This is a genomic window from Allobosea sp. P1_A7 (assembly GCF_056406775.1).
The window spans coordinates 1-3,052 of sequence record NZ_JBFTZN010000441.1 but is presented as its reverse complement, the minus strand read 5'-3'; the positions used below and the strand labels follow the sequence as shown (position 1 = coordinate 3,052).

3 protein-coding genes are annotated in these 3,052 nt (G+C 60.8%); 1 reads left to right on the top strand and 2 read right to left on the bottom strand.

The genetic code is table 11. The features are described from left to right. The coding region (locus AC1D34_RS35910; RefSeq protein WP_476826830.1) for an ABC transporter permease at window positions 1-660 on the bottom strand (660 nt) is incomplete at its 3' end. Between the two features lie 20 nt (window positions 661-680). Continuing rightward, window positions 681-1,421, bottom strand: coding sequence for an ATP-binding cassette domain-containing protein (locus AC1D34_RS35905; RefSeq protein ID WP_113511900.1), 741 nt, complete (start codon window positions 1,419-1,421; stop codon window positions 681-683). 760 nt (window positions 1,422-2,181) lie between these two features. On the opposite strand from AC1D34_RS35905, the gene AC1D34_RS35900 reads away from it, so the two are divergent. Continuing rightward, window positions 2,182-3,052: dienelactone hydrolase family protein (locus AC1D34_RS35900; RefSeq protein WP_476826829.1), on the top strand; the 871-nt coding region annotated here is incomplete at its 3' end.

Below are 3,052 nucleotides of genomic sequence, written 5' to 3'. Positions count from 1 at the left end.
GCTGCCGATGGCGTAGAGATAATTGCCCCAGCCGGTGAAGTTCAGGATGATGCTGAAGATGATGGCCAGCGCGAGCAGCACCCAGACCGGGTTGGCAAGGCCGAAGATCGCCCCGCCGCCGATGGCGTTGAAGGTGTCTCCCCAAGGGCCGAATTCGTAGATCATCTTGTTTTCGGACAGGACGATGGCAAGCGAGCGGGCGCCCGACAGCATCCCGAGCGTGACGACGAAGGCCGGCAGGCCGACATAGGAAATCAGCACGCCGTTCACGACCCCGACAGCCGCGCCGGTGAGAAGACCGGCGAGGATCGCGAGCAGCCAATGCCCCTCGGCCTGGAGGACGAGTCCGCTGACGACGCCGGCGAGCCCCATGATCGACCCGACCGACAAATCGATGCCGCCGGTGAGGATGACGGCGGTCATGCCGATGGCCATGATGCCGATGAAGGCGAAGTTCCGCGTGATGTTGAAGAAGTTGTCGGCCGAGGCAAAGGCGTCCGGTTGATCCCATGTCATCACGAGGATCATGGCGATCAGCGCGATCGTCACCCAGAAGGGCTGGCTCGCGAGCAGTTTCTGCAGGAGACTCCGTTCCCGCAGGCCCGTGACGTCCTCGATGCCGACACTGCTCGGGATCGGGCGGAATGTGTCGCTCGACATGGAGGGCTCCTTGCGCAGCATCAGGCGGCCTGGATGGCGCCGGTGATCAGTCCGGTCACCTCTTCAGGAGAACTCGATGCAATCGCCTTGTCCGCGACCTTGCGTCCTCGCCTCATCACGACCACCCGGTCACAGACGGCGAACACGTCCGGCATGCGGTGACTGATCAGAACGACGGCGATCCCGCGATCCTTGAGCCGGTGGATCAGATCCAGCACCTCGGCGACCTGGCGAACGCTGATCGCCGCCGTCGGCTCGTCCATCAGCACCATCTTCGCGTTGGCCAGACGTGTCCGCGCGATCGCCACAGCCTGGCGCTGGCCGCCGGACATCAGTTTCACGAGATCGCGGGGGCGGGTCTCCGACTTGAGCTCCTTGAACAGCTCTGCGGCGCGGGCGTACATCGCCTTGTAGTCAAGGATCACCAGCGGACCGATGCGGCGTTTCAATTCGCGCCCGAGGAAGACATTGGCGGCCGCAGTCAGATTATCGCACAGGGCGAGGTCCTGATAGACGACCTCGATCCCGTCAGTCCGGGCGTCGACCGGCCTGCGAAAGTGCTTGACGATGCCATCAAGGCGAAGCTCGCCCTCGGAGGGGAGAAAATTGCCGGCGACAATCTTCACCAATGTCGATTTGCCGGCGCCATTGTCGCCCATCAGGCCGACGACCTCTCCGGCATCGATCGCCAGATCGATGCCCTTGAGTGCTTCGATCGCACCAAAGTGTTTTGAGATACCCTGAAGCTCCAGAAGCGGCATAGGTCGATTCCACCCTTGTTTCTAGGCGTGCCTCTGCTTCGGGCACTGGCTCAAGCTGCAGTCACTCAAGTCCTTTGTTTCAGCTGCTGCAATTTATGATGGTCAAAATTCCACCAAGGACAGATATTATGTATCAATAAGGAATTTAAAACTTGATGATGCGTCTCAGGTCAGTGGTTGGCGTGTCGTTGCAACAATTTAATTCGAAAATTGATTGCATTTCCGGACCGATGCCGAATTCGCGGGTCCGAATATTCGAAAGAGGTAGATGTCGGCGCGCATCGCGCTGATCGCGCAGAGATCCGCCTGCGCCGCTATTGTCATAAGCGCGCCAACGAGGACGTCTGCCGTGCCCCATGCCCTTTTCCTTGAAACGCGTTCTCGGCGGAAGGCTTCGAACACGATCCTACGCTCAATAAACGGCTTCGTCATTCACGCGCGGCCGCCCTCCCGATCTTTGGCTCATCCTCGCGGAGCGTGTCGGATTCCCGGTCGAGCCGGAGCCGGGTTTGGAGCTGGTCGTCATCGTCGCGACAACCCTTCGCCGGGCCATTCAGAGGGGTAGGGGGCGCGCGCAGGTTGAAGGTTATATGCGCTCAGGCGCTCGCGGAAGCCGGAGGAATCTGGCGCAGGCCGAGATCGCGGCAGGCATGGGCTTTGGAGCTGGAGCCGTGGTCGGTCATGACGGGCGACGGTGACGCCGATCGGCTATCGTTGCATCTCTTTCGACGTGACAGGTTGAACGCTGGGAGGTTCGCAAATGCCTTCGTCGCCAAAGCGAGCCATGCTCTCCACCCTGGCGATGCTCCTTCTTGGGCTGACGACACATTCGCACGCTGAAGAGGTCGTTCAATTCCCCTCGATGACCTATCGCCTGAGCGATTTCCAGAAAGCGCGTGCCAAAGCTCGCGGAGACAGCGGCGAGAATGATCCTGCGGTCGTGATCAGCGGATATCTTTCCAAACCTATCGGGGAAGGCCGGCACCCGGCGGTTGTTTTGCTGCATGGCTGCGGCGGATTGAGCACGTCCCATCGACGGGAGGCCGAAGCAATCCGCGATTGGGGTTATGTCGTGCTGGTGCCGGACAGTTTCACCCCACGAGGCATTGAAGACGCCTGCGTGCCCGAAAGGCGCGATAGGGCGCCCCGGGTCGAAGATGCGTTTGGTGCGCTGTTCTACCTCTCAAAGCTTCCCTTCGTTGATCCAGCGCGGATCGCCGTCCTGGGCTATTCGCATGGAGGCGGGGTCGCGCTCAGGATTGCGATGCAAACGCATAAGACGCTCTATGAGATGCCCGACGAACTCAGGTTCAAGGCGGCTGCAACCTATTACCCGCCTTGCGAGATCCTGACCGAGCCCTTGGTCATCCCGACACTCATTCTCATCGGCGACAGGGACGATTGGACCCTCGCATCTGACTGTGAAGCCGCCGCCCGGCGCCAGGTCGGGGGGCCCGCCGGACTGAGCCTCACCGTGTTCCCCGGCGTGTACCACTCATTCAATTTCCCGATTTTCGCAGAGCCGCGTCAGATCTACGGGCACTGGAGCAAATTCGACGAGGCGGCGAGCAGGCGCGCGACATCTGAACTTCGCGAATTTCTCGAGCAGGAATTGGCTGGATCATCGGACC

Excerpts from the sequence above, each read along its gene's own strand:
- AC1D34_RS35905 (WP_113511900.1), bottom strand. The coding sequence starts at position 1,421 with ATGCCGCTTCTGGAGCTTCAGGGTATCTCAAAACACTTTGGTGCGATC.